This window comes from Candidatus Poriferisodalis sp. (assembly GCF_965221945.1).
In the GTDB taxonomy this organism is placed as follows: domain Bacteria; phylum Actinomycetota; class Acidimicrobiia; order Acidimicrobiales; family Poriferisodalaceae; genus Poriferisodalis.
Window position 1 is genome coordinate 3,628,341 of record NZ_OZ244925.1, and the last position, 15,190, is coordinate 3,643,530.

A 15,190-nucleotide genomic window follows, 5' to 3' on the forward strand; every position below is an offset into this window, starting at 1 on the left:
CGAGGCAAGGTGGCAAAACCCCCGGAGAACATGGTTGGACGGGCGCTCGCAGCACTGCATCATGGAGGGATGAGCACACCGGACCGCGCGCCGCACAGCGCGCCGGGCGCTGACGACCAGAACAGCGTCGACGAGCTCGCTGCCGACGAGCTGGAGTTCGACGACGGTGCCGTGCTGCCCTGCGACGAACTCAACAGCGTCCTGGTGGTCGACGATCCGCGCCAGGGCTTGTGGGAGCTGGTCGACAGCGGCTGGGCCGATCAGCACCTGCCCGAGCTGCCGGCGTTGGCGCTCGAGCAGGACCCGATCCATCTCCACAAGGACGTGTTGGCGCACACGATCGCCGTCGTGGCCCAGAGCCCGCCGCGGCTGCGGGTGCGCCTCGGGGCGCTCTTTCACGACATCGGCAAGCCGCTGACGCGCTCGTTCTCCCACGGTGGTGTGACGTTCCGCAACCACGAGGCCGTGGGCGCCAAGATGACTCGCCGCCGTATGCCGCAGATGGGCTACAGCCGCGAGCTCACCGACGAGGTGGCCCGGCTGGTGCACCTGTCGGGCCGCTTCAAGGGCTACGACACCGGCTGGACCGATGCGGCGGTGCGGCGCTACGCCCGTGACGCCGGGCCGCTGCTCGGCGACCTGAACGACATGGTGCGCAGCGACTGCACATCGCGCAATGTGAAGCGGATCCAGGCGCTGCACGATGCGCTCGACCGATTCGAGGTTCGCATCGCCCGGTTGGCGCGTGAGCAGGCGGCCGCCGAGGTGCGTCCCGAGATGAACGGCGACGAAGTGATGGCCCACTTGGGCTTGGAACCCGGGCCCGAGGTGGGCCAGGCCATGAACTTCCTGATGGAGCTGCGCCGCACTGAAGGCGAGCTGGGCGACGACGAGGTGCGCCGCCGCCTCCATAGGTGGTGGGCCGCCCAAGCTTCCGTTGAGCATCGGAGCGAGGAATGAATGCGACCCGCGGCGACGACCACTGTTGCTGCGTCATGTATCTGTTGCATTTGACACGATAAGATTGTTTACGCGTCAAATGCGATGAGAACTGGCGCGGTAGGCGCCACACCCAGCAGCGGAAGAGGGTCACCATCATGGGCTTCCTTCGCACCGAGTCGTGGCCGGGAAATCCGGCGGCGCCACGGGCTGTCGACCGGCGGCTGGGCACATTCCTCGCCTATGTCCCTCACCGCCTGATCGGCTGGCATCCTCTGCTGCCAGCCGATGTGGCGGCATTCGTTGCTGACGCCGAGCGCCAACTGGTTGCGACGGCTTCAGTGCTTGCACCAGATTCAGCTTCGGTCAGCCTGTTCTTCTGGGCGGAGTCACTCGGCTCATCGCGTATCGAGGGAGTGTCACCCCAAGCCCGGCGGGTCGTGCACGCGCTGATCGCCGAGGCGTCCCCTTCACCACCTCATCGTCGGGGCAGTGTCGGCGAGGCGATCGGCAACATCGAAGCAACGTCTGAAGCACTGCGCATCCTGGTCCAGCCGGCAGCATTGACTGTCGAACTGCTCTGCGATGCCCATCGCGTATTGATGGATTCGTCTCCGAATCCGCGACTCGGCGGCGTCTTGAAGACGACACAGAATTGGGTCGGCGGCAATGACTGGCATCCACTCGATGGCGACTTCGTGCCGCCGCCGCCCGATGAATGCCGACCGCTCATGGAAGACCTGGTTGCCTACCTCAGAACCGGCGATCATTCGCCGGTTCTGCAAGCTGTGGTGGCGCACGCTCAATTCGAAACGGTTCATCCATTCGGCGACGGCAACGGCCGCGCGGGCCGAGCCCTCTTGTACGCAGCGTTGAAGCATCGGTGCGTCTCGGAGGGGTTCATGCCGCCCATCAGCTTGGCGTTGTCGCAGAACCGTGACGTCTACCTGCGATCCCTCGCTGCATATCAGAGCTACGTCGGAGCGCCCGATGACGCGCACAGATCCGCAGCCATGATCCCGTTGCTCGAAGTGGTCAGTACAGCAGTGAACCAGTCGTGCGAAGTGGCGAGTTCCTATGCGAATGCCGTATCACGCCTGCAGGACCGTTGGCGCGAGCGTGTCGGGCAGCGCACCGGGCGCTCGGCGGCTCTGGCTGCAGTGAACCTGCTGGTGTCGCAACCCTCGTTGACCCCAGAACTTCTTGCAGCGGAATCAGGCTTCTCGCAGCGGCGATGCGCGGACGCTCTTCGTCGCCTGACTGAAGCTGGCATCACACGGAGCCGTCGCGTCGGTCCGCGACTGCGCGCCTACGACGCCGACCACATATTCGACATGTACGACGTCATGTCCTCGACGATGGGTGACCCCCAATCCGCACGTCAACTCCTCGGTCAGATCGCCGATGATCCGTTTCTTCGGGTCGACGACAGCGACGACCGTTCGGGTGTCACCGAGAGCGTTGAGCTAGGGGCGAAGTGGGATCGATGCCCCTTGCTGGTGCGCTCGACCGGACAGCGCTGCGGGCTCGCAGCAGGGCACCGAGGACACTGCCGCGCCATCCCGCAGCGTCGCCACCCGCCTCGCACACGCTGAACGTGATGGGCGTATCGCGCCATCGCTCTAGCGTGTGCGCCCGTGGAGTGGGTGTCGAATCCTGAAATCTGGATCTCGCTGGTCACGTTGACGGTGCTCGAGATCGTGCTCGGCATCGACAACGTAATCTTCATCTCGATCTTGGCGGGCCGGCTGGGTGGCCGCGAGGCCGACCGGGCGCGGGTCGTGGGCCTGTCGCTGGCGATGGGGATGCGGGTGCTCCTGCTGCTCGGCATCTCGTGGATCGTGCGGCTGACGGCTCCCCTGTTCTCGGTGTTCGGCCACGAGCTTTCCGGGCGCGACTTGATCCTGCTGGGCGGTGGGCTGTTCCTGCTCGGCAAGTCCACGTTCGAGATCCACCACAAGCTCGAAGGCGACGACGCCCACGGCCCCGATGGCGGCGCCGCGGGCTCGTTCGCGCGGGTAATCGTGCAGATCCTGCTGCTCGACCTGGTGTTCAGCCTCGACTCGGTCATCACCGCCGTCGGCATGGCCGACCGGGTGGGCGTGATGATTGCGGCGGTCGTCATCGCTGTCGGGGTGATGCTGTGGTCTTCAGGGCCGGTGATGCGGTTCGTGAGCCGGCATCCCACCGTCAAAATGCTGGCGCTCAGCTTCCTGCTGCTCATCGGCATGTCGCTGGTGGCCGAGGGTGCCGATTTCCACATCCCCAAGGGCTACATCTACTTCGCGATGGGCTTCGCGGTGATGGTTGAGGCGCTCAATCTGCGGATGAAGCGCAACCGCGCGTCCCACACGCCACCGGTCGAGTTCCATGAGCGCCGCTTGCCCGACACTGACGCACCAGCGCACTGAGTGGCCCGTTCCCGGCGGGCAACGGGCAACGAGGTATTACTCGGCGCCCTCGTCGTCTGCGTCTTCGTCTGAGTCATCCCGCAGCCGGTCGGCCAGCTCGCGCAGTCGATCGAGCGCCCCTTCGTCCTCGAGTTCGCCAAGGAACTGAGGCAGCTTGATGCCCGCCTGGCTTGCCACCTCATGCAACGGCGGCAGAGCGCCCACCAGACCTGACACGAAGTTGGCCGTCGTGCCGGCTTGCCCGTCGCCACCCGAGCCCGAGTCCCACACCGTGATCTTGTCGATCTTGAGGTTCGAGATGGCCTTCACCTGCTCGGCCACGAGGTTCGGCAGTTGCTCGGCAATCATCAGCAGCGCTGCTTGGGGCGCCGCGCCGCCGCTGGCGGCCACCAGGGCACCGAAGCCCTCGGCGCGGCGGCTGAGCAATGCCAGCAAGCCCAGCGCCTCAGCCTCCATGAGCAGCCGCTGACCGTCGGCCTCGCCAGCCTTCACCAGCCTGATCCGGTCGGCCTCGGCTTCGGCAAGCGTCCGCACCCGCTCGCGTTCCACCTGGGCCGGCACCACGATGTCGGCGTCCTGTGCGGCCTTGTCGCGCTCTGCTCGCACCCGCTCGGCGTCTGCCTCAGCCGAGAACGACTCCTGTGCGGCCTGTGCCTGGCTGACGCGCTCAGCGGCGTTGGCGGCGCGCTCGGCTTCGGCTTCCAACTGGCGCCGCTCGCCGGCCGATTGAGCAATCACAACGTACGATTCGTTCTCGCCTTCGGTCGCGGTGGCGTTGGCCTGCGCCACGCGGATGCGCTGCTCGCGTTGAGCCTCTGCGGCGCCGATGTCGCCGTCGCGCTCCTGCTCGGCCACCTTGACCTTGGCCTCGCTGATGGCGCGGGCTGCGGCTTCGCGACCCAAAGCGTCGATGTATCCCGATTCGTCGGTGATGTCCTGGATGTTGACGTTGATGAGGCGCAGCCCGACCTTGCGCAGTTCGAGCTCGAGCGATTCGGTGATGTTGACGATGAGCTGCTCGCGGTCGGTGTTGATCTGTTCGATCGGCATCGTGGCGATCACCACGCGCATCTGACCGAAGATGATGTCGCGGGCCAGGTTCTCGATTTCCAGCAGAGTCAGACCGAGCAGCCGCTCGGCGGCATTCTGCATGACGCCTGGCTCGGTGGAGACCCCGACCGTGAACGTGGCTGGCGTGTTGACCCGAATGTTCTGCTGCGAGAGAGCGCCTTGCAGCTTGATCTCGATGGGAATCGGCGTGAGGTCCAAGAAGGACCAGCCCTGCAGGATTGGCCACACCATTCTGCCGCCGCCATGCAGGCACTTCGCCGACTCACCTTCCCCTCCGACGCGTCCATAGATCACGAGGATCCGGTCGGATGGACAGCGCTTGAAGCGCGATGAGATCCACAGCAGGGCGATCAGCAGGATGGCGAACAGGCCACTTGCGAGTGCGATGACGGCCATAGCTACCTCTATGTCTGCTTGGTGTGGAAGGTCAGGCTAGTGAGGCGCTACGAGGACCGTCGAAGGGTCGACGACGCCGATGACGGTGACGGCAGTCTGCGCCGGCAGGCTTTCGTCGGACTCTGTCAGGGCGTTGATGACCCGCAGTCGACCCTGCACCATCACTTCGACTTTGCCTGGCTTGGCACGGTTCGCGGCAACCGTGAGATAGACGGTGCCGTGCGCGCCTACTGCGGACTGGTAGTCGATCGAACCGCTCTCGCCGAGCTTCGCGAACGAGCGCCACAGCAAGCCCACGGCAATGAACACTGCGAAGCCGGCGGCGATGGCGACGCCCACTGACAGGGCTGTGGAGCGGTCTGCCTGCTTCATGAGGACGCCCGTCCAGCCGAACGCAAACGAGAATGCGGTCAACGTCCGCACAGACAGGAACCCGCTGCCCGGGTCCTCGTCGCCAACGTCGAATTCGACGTCACCTCCGATGCCGAATGCCAGCAGCGCGATCTGCAACAGCAGGAAGAAGCTGGCGATGAAGGCGATCGCGTAGAAGATCTGCAGATCGCCGGTCAGAGCCTGCCACCAGTCACCCATGAACTGCCTCCTCGCTGGAACTCTACGCGTCGCTGCGAGTGGCCCGTCTGCGCGGAAGACCGCGAGCGAACCTGCCTCCGAAACAGGACTGGCCTAGCTGGACTGGCCTAGCTGGACTGGCCTAGCTGGACTGGCCTAGCTGGACTGGCCTAGCTGATTCTGCGCTCGGTCAGGCCGCCGGACGGCGTCCAGGTCTCGACCACCAGGTGCCTGTCCTCAACGCGTACCAGCACTACTCGGGCGATGTTGACGGTGAAGAGCGCCAACCGGACCGAGTCATCGATCTCGTGGTGATGCCCACGCACGAAGACCTCGAGCTGGTCCGTGTCCGCCGGCACAGCGCTGCCTTCGATCCGGGCATCTCCTGCCGCCAAGTCCTCGTCATCGGGCGTCGAATGCAGGCCGAGGCGCGAGTCGCGTCGCAAGTCGGCGGCCTTTGCCGAGGTCTGCTCCATGCCCAGCCACAGATGCCCGTCACGGATCGGCGCTTCCATGCCCGACATGCGAGGCGAGCCATCGCGACGGATGGTCGCCATCACGGCGTGTTGGTGATTCTCAAAACGCTCCTGCACCCGCCCGGCCAGCTCACCGCAGGCCTCGGCGAAGGCTGCCCAGCTCATCACGTTGCTCGTCGTGCTCATCCGAATTCTGCCTCGTTCACGACTCGATGCGTCTCGCCGTGAGGCTAAGAGGACGGTGTCGGTACCCGGCAGCCCCGACGGACTGGACTTTGCGCAGAAATGCCGCCACAGACGGCAAAATTGCACAAAGAAAGCGTGACAGCAACTTTCCGAGACGTCACCTATCCGCGCGGCCTCTCAGCGGACGGTGTCGGTACCGTCGTGGCCGTGAGGCCGGTGCGTGCAGCAGCGATGGTTGCGGTGATGGTGCTTCTGGCCGCAGCGTGCGGCTCCGGAGCCGACGATCCTGGCGGCTCGGCCGATCAGCAGCAGCCGGGTGTTGCAGGCGACCCGAGCGTTGCGGTGACTGCGCCTCCCGCCCTGCGCACGGTTCCGGCGCCGGCGACCAGCACTGCGCCTGCAGCAACCGGCACTGCGCCTGCAGCGTTCGGCACGGAACCGAGTGCGACTTCGAGCGCACCAACTAGCGCTGCTCCGACGACGCAGTCCTTGACCGAGACCCGTTTCGAACTGGTACCCGTTGCCGAGATCGCCGCGCCGATCGCGCTGATCGCCAGGCCCGGCACGGACCAGCGCTACGTGGCCACGCTGACCGGGCAGGTGTGGCTGTTGGACCCTGCCGATGCCAACGCCGCACCGCAACTGGTGGCAGACGTCGGCACGCGGGTCAGCCAGGGTTGCGAGAACGGGCTGCTGGGCCTTGCGTTTGCTCCCGACGGCTCGCAGCTGTACCTCAGCTATACCGACACGGGTCGCAATAGCCGGATCGCGGTGATGCCGATGGAGGGCGAGATCCCCCAGATCGACCGCAGCAAGGTGCTGCTGGCGCTCGATCAACCTGCGTGCAACCACAACGGCGGCGACCTGACGTTTGGGCCCGACGGGCAGCTGTGGATCGGCTTCGGCGACGGCGGCGGCGCGAATGACGTCTTCGGGCAGGGCCAGGATCGCGACACGCTGCTCGGCACCCTCGTGCGCATCGATCCGAGCCCTGCCTCGGGGGGGGGGGGGTTACGGCATTGGTGACCGCAACCCGTTCGCCACCAGCGGGGGAGCGCCCGAGGTGTGGGCCTACGGCGCGCGCAACCCGTGGCGGTTCTCGTTCGATCGCGAGAGCGGCGACCTGTGGATCGGCGACGTCGGCCAGGACCGCATCGAGGAAATCCATGTGCTGCCAGCCGACGACGGATGGTCACCGGGCGCCAACCTGGGTTGGCCGCTGTTCGAAGGCAACGAGCAGTTCAGTGGGAACGGTGCCGGTACCGACACTCCCTCCGACATCGTCTTCCCCGTCTACACCTACAGCCACGACGAGGGCTGCTCAGTCACTGGCGGCTACGTCTACCGGGGACGCGCCATCGGGGCCCTGTGGGGCACCTACGTGTTCGGCGATTACTGCACGGGTGAGGTGTGGGGCCTGGTACGGGGACCCGGCGGCGAACCAGAGCGGATCGAGCTGGGCGTGTCGGTACCGCCCAACTCGCTGGTGTCCTTCGGCGAAGACGCCGGCGGCGAGGTCTACGTGCTCAGCGCAGCGGGCACCGTTTTCCGCCTCGAATCAGTCACGCCGTAAAGGCTCCCGGCGACATGCCGCCCTCAGCTGGGTTGCCAAGCGCCCCAAGCGAGGTCGGTGACCACTCGGAGCGTCCAGCGCGGCTCAGTGGTGGACACGACCCACCCATCAGAGCCTCGCCGGCGGTTGATGAACCAGTCCAAGATGAGTTCCGTCGGGCCTGACCCGTAGCCGAGGTAGGCGCCGTCGGGAGACCAGCGCGCCCCGAGCGTGAGATCAGGCAGTTTGTGGACAAGCGTGAGCTCGGCACCCAGTGATCCGGCGGTGTGCAACTGAAGTGCCCGGCGATCGATCACGCCGTCGCCGTTCTCGTCATAGTGCGCGACGTAGGCGAGGCGGTTGTCCACCGGAGACCATCCGAGGACGTTGCCGTTCCCCTCGACGGCCGCAGCACCGCCGATTCCGTTGGACTGCTGGACCATGGGCCGGGTGCCGATGACGTTGCCGTCCGCATCGCGCAGCACCTGCGTGTACGCGACATGGTTGCCGTCGCCCGACCACAGCAGTGCCCCGTTCACGTTTGATCGGATCTCGCCCAGCTCACGCAGGTCGCTCCCGTCGCGTCGCACCACCCAGGCGTGTTCCCGCAGCGGGACGCCCCGGCCGGCCGTGCCGACTGTGATGCCGTAGGCGAGGTGGGTGCTGTTGGGTGACCAGCCCATGAACCGGCTGCCGACCGGCAGCTCGAGCACGTTGGTGTCGCCGTTTGCGGTCTGCACCTTGAGTCGCATCGAGCAGTCCGTCGGATCGAGCGACTCGTACGCGAGGTGGCTCCCGTCCGGCGACCAGAGATGCAGGAGGCGCCATTGGATGCGGTCGATGAAGCCCAGATCGCGGGCGTCGCTGCCATCGCTGCTCGCGATCCAGAGGTTCTGGCTCTCGTTCCGCTCGTTGCCGTCACAGTCGCTTGGCGTGGCATACGCGATGCGCTGACCATCAGGTGACCAGCCCAGGAACGTGACGTCCTCCCCGAGAGTGACGGGGGAAGTGCGTGCATCCACCGTCTCGATACGCGCGTGCGATGTCTCTTCCCCTGATTCGGGATCGGTGGACAGCTCCACGTACGCGAGGCGTCGCCCGTCGGGCGACCAGTTCGCGAGCGATAGATCCGAGAAGAGGAAGGTGCGGTAATCGACGTGGCCGATGCGGCGGAGTCGGCTGCCATCGGCCGCGGCGAGGTGCGCTTCGATGCTGTCGGAACGACCGTCGCCATCGGTGTCGATGAACCTGAAGGCGACCACGTGGCGGCCGCCGGGCGACCACGTCGGGTATCCGCCCGGTTCGAAGAGCACCTGTTCGTCACCGGCGAGCCCGGCGACCCTCAAATGGCCGTCGACATTGGACCAACTCAAACGACCGTCATTCGGATGCCATGCCCAGCCGCGATGGTCTTCGGATTGCAGCTGCCGTTCCGATCCGTCGGCGCGCACCGTCCAGAGGCGTTCGCCCTCGCCGGAGGGGCCTCGCGCCTTGCTCATTGCCAGGACCGGCAGCGACATTCCACTCACGGGAGCGGGGCGCGTCAGTCCTCGCTGGATGGCAGTGAAGATCGCGCGCACCTGCTCATCTGACGGGGAGGCTTCGGGGATCGCCACACGAGGCTCTCCTGCTTCGGCGATCCGCTCGATCTCGATCGTCGATCCGATGGCATCCAGCGTCGCCTTAACCGCCGTTTCGATGGCTGAGCCCACGTCATCGGCACGGCCCACGATCACGACACGCGCAGGGCGGTAGTCGGCGATCACGGAGGCGGTTGCGTCCGGCAAGCCGTCCGCGATCGTGCGCGGCGATACGTATGCGACGGCTGCGTCTGCGGTCTGGGCGGCCACGTCTGCTGCAGTGCGGACATCGGTCCCATTCCAGCCGTTCGCCACAATCAGGGTGGCCGTGTCCAGCCCGACGACCTCAGGGCGCTCCAGCGCAACGCGGGCAGCCAACGCTGCGGTCTCGATCCGGGTGGCACCGCCGAGGCGCTCGACCACGCTCCAGCGGTATGCCGCACGCGCCGCTGTGGTCAACTCATCCATCGCCGCCGGCGGCACCGCAACCTCGCCGCCCACGACCTGCACGCGGTCTGGCGCGAAGTCGGCTATGAGGGCGGCGGTCTCGGGCGACAGGCCGCCGGGATCGATGCACACCTTCGCTGCGTTGCGGGCGTGATGAGCCAGCGCCTCGGCGACCGCGTTGTCGGCTGGGCCCGGGCAACCGGCCACGACGAGCGTCAGGTTGGGCCCATTGCGTGCAAGATTCGATGGCGAACTTGCCGCGCCCGACGGCACCGCTGGTGCAAGGACGCCTAGCGAGACCGCCAGGGCCATCACTACCTTCGCTGCTGGCTTGAAACGCCGATTGCGACGCTTTGCCGTCGAAGTCGGAATTGCGGGACCGCGATCTCTCTTCACGAATGCGGAACGCTAGTCACCCCGATGCGTCGCACCTGACCGCGGTGGCCGGGCTCAGCTCTGGCCGGCCAGTTTGCGGTTCTTGATCTTGGCCTTGACGTAGTCGCGATTCATGAACGCAATGAAGTCGAGGCTGATCTCCTTCGGACAGGCTTCGGTGCACTCGCCGTGGTTGGTGCACGAGCCGAAGTACCGCTCCATCGTCTCGACCATGGCCTCGGTGCGCTCCCATCGCTGGGGCTGGCCTTGGGGAATCAGGTTGAGATGTGCCAGCTTCGCCGACGTGAACAGCTGCGCCGCCGAGTTGGGGCACGCGGCCACACAGGCGCCGCAGCCGATGCACGCCGCAGCGTCGAACGATGCGTCCGAGGCCTCCTTGGGAACGGGGGTGAGGTTGGCGTCGCCGGCTGCGCCGGTGTTGACCGAGATGTAGCCGCCCGCCTCGATGATGCGGTCGAAGGAACTGCGGTCCACCACCAGGTCGCGCACCACCGGAAACGCCTTCGCCCGGAATGGCTCCACGGTGATGACATCGCCGTCGGAGAACTTCCGCATGTGCAACTGGCACGTCGTGGTGGCGGCCTCGTGACCGTGCGCCCGGCCGTTGATCATCAGGCTGCACGTGCCGCAGATGCCCTCACGGCAGTCGTGGTCGAACTCGATCGGCACCCCGCCCTCGTCGATGAGCCGCTCGTTGATGATGTCGAGCATCTCCAAGAACGACATGTCCTCGCTGACGTCTGGTGCGTCGAAGGCCTCGAACCGACCTGGGGCGTCTGGCCCCTCCTGCCGCCAGATGCGCAACTTGAGGTTCAGAGTGCCGCCGTGGCTCTGCTGGCCGGACTGGCTGGGCTGGCCGTTGGTCCCGCTCACTTGTAGCTCCGCTGTGTCAGTGCCACCACTTCGAAGTCCAGCTCCTCGGTGTGACGGGTCTGCGTCTCGTCGGGCCCGTTCCATTCCCACGCGGCGACGTGCGCGAAGTTCTCGTCATCGCGCTGCGCCTCGCCCTCGGGAGTCTGGTGCTCGTTCCGGAAATGCCCGCCGCAGCTCTCCGCGCGAACGAGCGCGTCGCGGGCCATCAGCTTGGCCAGCTCGAAGAAGTCGGCGACCCGGCCGGCCTTCTCCAAACCCGAATTCAAATTTGCGCCCGATCCCGGTACCCGCAGGTCCGCCCAGAACTCGGCCTCGAGCGCTGGGATCTCGGACAAGGCCTTCTCCAAGCCTTCCCGGGTGCGTTCCATGCCGATGCAGTCCCACACGATCTTGCCCAGCTCCCGGTGGAACCAGTCCACCGAGCGAGTGCCGCCGATCGACAGAAACCGCTGGGTGGCATCGGTGACCCCGGCAACCGCCTGGGTGAACGCCGGGTCGTCCAGCGGCACCACCGACTCGCCGAGCCTCCCAGCCAGGTCGTCGCCGATGGTGTAGGGCAGCACGAAGTAGCCGTCCGCCAGGCCCTGCATCAGCGCCGAGGCACCAAGCCGGTTCGCCCCGTGGTCGGAGAAGTTGGCCTCGCCAATGGAGTAGCAGCCCGGAACCGTGGTCATGAGGTGGTAGTCGACCCACAGACCGCCCATCGTGTAGTGCGTGGCCGGGTAGATGCGCATGGGCCCCTCGTAGGGGTTCTCCCCGGTGATGCGCTCGTACATGTCGAAGAGGTTCCCGTACTTCGCCGCCACCGCCGCTTTGCCCTCGCGGGCTATGACCTCGGCGAAGTCGAGATAGACGCCGTTGCGCAGCGGCCCGACGCCCTTGCCCTGGTCCACGACGGTCTTCGCATTGCGGCTCGCCACGTCACGCGGCACCAGGTTCCCGAAGGCCGGGTACTTGCGCTCGAGGTAGTAGTCACGGTCGGACTCGGGGATCTGGTCGGGTGAGCGAGCGTCGTCCATCGTCTCGGGCACCCAGATACGGCCGTCGTTGCGCAGCGACTCCGACATCAGCGTCAGCTTCGACTGGAACTCGTCGCTGACCGGGATGCAGGTGGGGTGGATCTGCGTGTAGCAAGCGTTGGCGAAGTACGCCCCGCGCCGGTGCGCCCGCCACGCGGCGGTGACGTTGCACGCCATGGCGTTGGTGGACAGGTAATAGACGTTGCCGTAGCCGCCGGTCGCCAGCACCACCGCGTGCGCGGAGTGGGCCTCGATCTCTCCGGAGACCAGGTCGCGAGTCACGATGCCGCAGGCCCGACCGTCCTTGGTCACCAGGTCCAGCATCTCGCTGCGGGTATAAAGCTCGACCGCTCCGGCTGCGACCTGCTTGGCGAGTGCCTGATAGGCGCCCAGCAGGAGCTGCTGGCCGGTCTGGCCCCGGGCGTAGAAGGTGCGGCTGACCTGCGCGCCGCCGAAGCTGCGGTTGTCGAGCAGCCCGCCGTACTCGCGTGCGAACGGCACGCCCTGAGCGGCGCACTGGTCGATGATGTTCAGCGACACCTCGGCCAGGCGGTGCACGTTCGCCTCGCGGCTGCGGTAGTCGCCGCCTTTGACGGTGTCGTAGAAGAGCCGGTGAACCGAGTCGCCGTCGTTGGTGTAGTTCTTCGCTGAGTTGATGCCGCCCTGTGCAGCGATCGAATGCGCCCGGCGGGGCGAATCGTGGAAGGTGAACGCCTTCACCCGGTAGCCCAGCTCAGACAGCGACGCTGCCGCTGAGGCGCCCGCCAGTCCGGTGCCCACCACGATGATCTCGAAGCGGCGCTTGTTGTTCGGGTTGACCAACTTCATGGAGAACTTGTGGTTCTGCCACTTGTCTGCCATGGGCCCATCGGGCACCTGGTCGTCGAGCACGCCGTTCGATGAACCGTTCATCGCCGCGTCAGCCCTCTCAGAAGCCATCCCAGTGAGCCTCCGCCTCTTCGCTGCATCTAATGTGCCTCCGCCTCGTCGGCCAAGCACTCAAGATCGACGCTGCTGCACTTGGCGTTGTCCTCGTCGACGAGGCCCGCTTGGACGAGAATCGGGAATGACATGTTGCCGACGAGGATCACGCCGGCCAGCACCGTCGCCAGGTTGCGGCGCAGACCGTTGTAGCGCGGATTGTTCACGCCGAGGCTCTGGAACATGCTCCAGGTGCCATGGAAGATGTGGATGGCCAGCGCCAAGTTGGCCACGACATAGATGATCGCCACGGGGATGGACGAGAGCGATTCGACCACGTTGTGGTACGGGTTGCCCCGCACGTAGGCGTCACCCAACCACCAACCCCACGTGAGATCGGCAACGTGGAACAGCACGTACAGGCCCACGATCGGACCCGTCCAGCGCATGGTGCGCGAGGCGTAGTTGGCGGCGATGTAGTCACGCTTGGACTCGTATTTCTTGGTGCCCCCTACGAAGCTGGCCCGGTCGGAGGCCAGCCGACTGCGTTCCTTCAGCGTGTACGCCGAGTGCAGGTGCACCAGGAACATGGCCAGCAGCCCGACCCGCATGATCCACAGCAGCAGCGTGCGAGGCAGCAGACCGCCGCCGAGGTCCCGCAGCGTCTCGGCGTACTCGTACATCCGCGAGGGGCCCTCGTAGAGGTGCAGGTTGCCGATCATGTGGACGATCACGAAGCCCAGCAGCCCGATGCCCGTCAACGCCATCACCCACTTGCGGCCGACTGCTGATTGGTAGATGTTCAGCGGGAACGGCAGCGGGCGCTTGGTCTTGAACACCGGTGCAGACCCGGCGGCCTGCGTGGCAGTCGGCGCCATGTGCTCCTCCTGGGGGTGGCGTGGTGCGGCGACCCAGTATTGCGTGCAACCAGCCGGTCAGCGCGGCTGAGGTTGCAGGGCGCGACCCGCTGGCCGGACGCGCCAACGCCGTACGGTACTTGCGCGCCTGCTGCAGTGCTCACTGTCGGCGGGCTGGAGTTGGCCGGCCCCGCCGAGCGCGCCAGGTTCGCCCTGCTGGGGACACAGCGGGGAGCTACACCCCCGACCCCGAGTGCACCGGGCGGGTGGGATCGGCGGAACGCATGGCGTGGCGCAGGGTGCGTTCGACCCATGGACGGATCCACGGTGCACGGCGCCGCCCGCCGGAGGGTTGCACCGGCTGCCAGGCGGCCACGCTGGGATGGTGGCCGACCCCCTCGACAGCGGCCGCAGATTCCCGGATGGCGAGCGCGCGCAGACCACGCTCTGCGCCGACAAACACGTTGGGCTCGAGCGTGAACTGCTGGCACAGCAGCGTGCCGGCGGCATCTGCAGCTTCGTAGGTACTGCGATGGGCGACGTCGTGTTCCACCGTTACCAGTGCGGGGGCTTCTCGCCGGTACGGCTCTCCGTTGACGAACCACTCGCCCCTTCGAACTGCCACCGTCCGGATGCCGGTTGAGCGCTGCACGGCGTGGCTGGAGCACCCGTCGACAGCGACGTCGATGTCGATGCGGTACTGCGGTTGGGCGCCCATGCCCGCCGGCCACCACAACGTCGGTCGTTCCAAAGCCACCAGCCACTCCAGCTCGTTGCGCCCGCGGGCCAGGACCGGTTCCGACTTGGCCAGGCCGTTGCCCAACGCCGCACTGTTTCCTGCTGCGTCGGCACCTGGGGCGCCGGCACGCCGGACGCCGATCGGGAGCACGGCGGTCGTGACTTCGCATCTGTGAGTGCCGGAGCTGTCCACGTTGGCGGCGATGCGCAGCACTGCCCTGTCGTAGTTGGCTTCGATCACCAGCGCACGGACGCGTTCGATGCGCGCCGGGCCGGTCTGTTCGATCCACACCTGCGCGTCCGCGCCCTGGGGCACTTGAACATTTCCGCGCGCAGCCTCAACGGCTAGCAGATGCTCTTGGCCGGTGCGCAGCAGTTGATTCACCTCGAAGGCGTGTTCGGCGTGGCGCCCACTGAGGTCGCCCAGGTACGTGCCGTCGAGCCACAGGTGGCCGAGCTCGCACAAGCCGCTCACAACGAACCACCAGCGAGCGTCGGAGTTCGCATCGCTGCGGAGTTGAGACTCGAGATCTGGCGACAGATCGAAGCGCCGCCGGTACAGAACTGCGCTCTTTCCGCCGAGGCCGGGATCGAGCCACCACCGGCCGGGAGTGGCAGTTTTCTGCCAGCCCGACTCGTCGAGCGTGCGGTCGGCCACCGTGCGCCACTCGCCGTGCCCCGCTGCTCGCACCAGCCAGTCGCCGTCCAGCGACCATTCGACGCTCACGTCGTGACGGTACCGGTCGTTGCCGGAGCTC

The 15,190-nt window shown here is 66.5% G+C and carries 13 protein-coding genes; 5 read left to right on the forward strand and 8 right to left on the reverse strand.

All coding sequences use genetic code 11. The features are described 5' to 3' along the window. Positions 1 to 69 precede the first annotated feature (69 nt). From ACOQPH_RS17000 to ACOQPH_RS17010, 3 genes are all read left to right on the forward strand, one after another. Positions 70 to 960: an HDIG domain-containing metalloprotein gene (locus tag ACOQPH_RS17000; RefSeq protein ID WP_420622495.1), complete on the forward strand. Its 891-nt coding sequence runs from the start codon at positions 70 to 72 to the stop codon at positions 958 to 960. 137 nt (positions 961 to 1,097) lie between these two features. Beyond that, positions 1,098 to 2,534 carry a Fic family protein gene (locus ACOQPH_RS17005; protein ID WP_420622496.1) on the forward strand — a complete coding sequence of 479 codons (1,437 nt, stop codon included), beginning with the start codon at positions 1,098 to 1,100 and terminating at the stop codon, positions 2,532 to 2,534. 42 nt (positions 2,535 to 2,576) lie between these two features. After that, positions 2,577 to 3,350, forward strand: coding sequence for a TerC family protein (locus ACOQPH_RS17010; RefSeq protein ID WP_420622497.1), 774 nt, complete (start codon positions 2,577 to 2,579; stop codon positions 3,348 to 3,350). A 36-nt stretch (positions 3,351 to 3,386) separates the two neighbouring features. On the opposite strand, the gene ACOQPH_RS17015 is transcribed toward ACOQPH_RS17010, so the two are convergent. The 3 genes from ACOQPH_RS17015 to ACOQPH_RS17025 form a co-directional block, all read right to left on the reverse strand. Continuing rightward, positions 3,387 to 4,817 carry a flotillin family protein gene (locus ACOQPH_RS17015; protein ID WP_420622498.1) on the reverse strand — a complete coding sequence of 477 codons (1,431 nt, stop codon included), beginning with the start codon at positions 4,815 to 4,817 and terminating at the stop codon, positions 3,387 to 3,389. A 36-nt stretch (positions 4,818 to 4,853) separates the two neighbouring features. Beyond that, on the reverse strand, positions 4,854 to 5,408 hold the full coding sequence (locus ACOQPH_RS17020; RefSeq protein ID WP_419551591.1) for a hypothetical protein: 555 nt from the start codon (positions 5,406 to 5,408) through the stop codon (positions 4,854 to 4,856). A gap of 149 nt (positions 5,409 to 5,557) precedes the next feature. After that, positions 5,558 to 6,049 carry a pyridoxamine 5'-phosphate oxidase family protein gene (locus ACOQPH_RS17025; protein WP_420622499.1) on the reverse strand — a complete coding sequence of 164 codons (492 nt, stop codon included), beginning with the start codon at positions 6,047 to 6,049 and terminating at the stop codon, positions 5,558 to 5,560. Positions 6,050 to 6,184: 135 nt separating this feature from the next. Between ACOQPH_RS17025 and ACOQPH_RS17030 the strand changes: the two genes are divergently transcribed. Both ACOQPH_RS17030 and ACOQPH_RS17035 read left to right on the forward strand, forming a co-directional pair. Continuing rightward, positions 6,185 to 7,075, forward strand: coding sequence for a PQQ-dependent sugar dehydrogenase (locus tag ACOQPH_RS17030; RefSeq protein WP_420622500.1), 891 nt, complete (start codon positions 6,185 to 6,187; stop codon positions 7,073 to 7,075). Positions 7,076 to 7,112: 37 nt separating this feature from the next. Then, complete coding sequence (locus ACOQPH_RS17035; protein ID WP_420622501.1) at positions 7,113 to 7,622, forward strand: PQQ-dependent sugar dehydrogenase; 510 nt, start codon at positions 7,113 to 7,115, stop codon at positions 7,620 to 7,622. A 23-nt stretch (positions 7,623 to 7,645) separates the two neighbouring features. Here the strand turns inward: ACOQPH_RS17035 and ACOQPH_RS17040 are convergent, their stop codons facing one another. The 5 genes from ACOQPH_RS17040 to ACOQPH_RS17060 all read right to left on the reverse strand — a co-directional run bounded on the left by ACOQPH_RS17040 (position 7,646) and on the right by ACOQPH_RS17060 (position 15,159). After that, the gene (locus ACOQPH_RS17040) at positions 7,646 to 10,024 is read right to left on the reverse strand and encodes a hypothetical protein (protein WP_420622503.1); all 2,379 of its coding nucleotides are present in this window, start codon (positions 10,022 to 10,024) and stop codon (positions 7,646 to 7,648) included. A gap of 54 nt (positions 10,025 to 10,078) precedes the next feature. Next, the gene (locus ACOQPH_RS17045) at positions 10,079 to 10,840 is read right to left on the reverse strand and encodes a succinate dehydrogenase/fumarate reductase iron-sulfur subunit (protein WP_420624379.1); all 762 of its coding nucleotides are present in this window, start codon (positions 10,838 to 10,840) and stop codon (positions 10,079 to 10,081) included. Positions 10,841 to 10,893: 53 nt separating this feature from the next. Then, positions 10,894 to 12,855, reverse strand: coding sequence for a fumarate reductase/succinate dehydrogenase flavoprotein subunit (locus ACOQPH_RS17050; protein ID WP_420622504.1), 1,962 nt, complete (start codon positions 12,853 to 12,855; stop codon positions 10,894 to 10,896). Between the two features lie 29 nt (positions 12,856 to 12,884). Further along, positions 12,885 to 13,715, reverse strand: coding sequence for a succinate dehydrogenase cytochrome b subunit (locus ACOQPH_RS17055; RefSeq protein WP_420622505.1), 831 nt, complete (start codon positions 13,713 to 13,715; stop codon positions 12,885 to 12,887). A 214-nt stretch (positions 13,716 to 13,929) separates the two neighbouring features. After that, positions 13,930 to 15,159 carry a hypothetical protein gene (locus tag ACOQPH_RS17060; RefSeq protein ID WP_420622506.1) on the reverse strand — a complete coding sequence of 410 codons (1,230 nt, stop codon included), beginning with the start codon at positions 15,157 to 15,159 and terminating at the stop codon, positions 13,930 to 13,932. Between the last annotated feature and the right edge of the window lie 31 nt (positions 15,160 to 15,190).